The 490-nt window shown below is 68.6% G+C and carries 1 protein-coding gene; it reads right to left on the bottom strand.

Annotated elements, in window-relative coordinates; all coding sequences use genetic code 11:
- Positions 1-490 (bottom strand): hypothetical protein (locus BN4575_RS22180; RefSeq protein ID WP_218060795.1); only part of this gene is annotated, 490 nt, incomplete at both ends.

The following is a 490-nucleotide window of genomic DNA, read 5'->3' on the forward strand; positions in this document are numbered from 1 at the left end:
CACTCGGTCACGATGGTCGAGGCCGTCGCGGGGTACGCGGCCAGGAGCGTGCGGCCGGCGTCCGAGCCGAAGGCGGACTTGATCTTCGTCGCGTACGTCGGCTCGCCCGACGTGAACGTCACCGAGGGGAGGACCCTGCCCCCGAGCGCAACGAACTGGGTCGTGAACTCACTGCTGACGTTGGCGTGGTAGTCGTCCCGCGCGGCGAGGCTGTTCACGCTCTCGACCTCGTCGCGAACGGCCATCTGCGCCAGCGCGCAGCCCACGTCGAACGGGGTCGGGGCGAGCCGCATCCAGCCTCCCCTCGTCTCGCTGTGCGCGATGGAGGGCGCGGCGTACCCCGGCAGCATGTGGAACACGTCGAGCGCCTTCACGTCCGGCGCGATCTCACGGGCGAGATCGTTCTCCTCGGGCCCTATCAGGTAGTGGACCTTATCCTCGTCCTTGTAGAGCAGCGCGAGGATCTCGTAGAGCCCGCGCTCGAAGCTCG

The organism is Aeromonas sp. EERV15 (assembly GCF_900079845.1).
Classification (GTDB): domain Bacteria; phylum Pseudomonadota; class Gammaproteobacteria; order Enterobacterales; family Aeromonadaceae; genus Aeromonas; species Aeromonas sobria.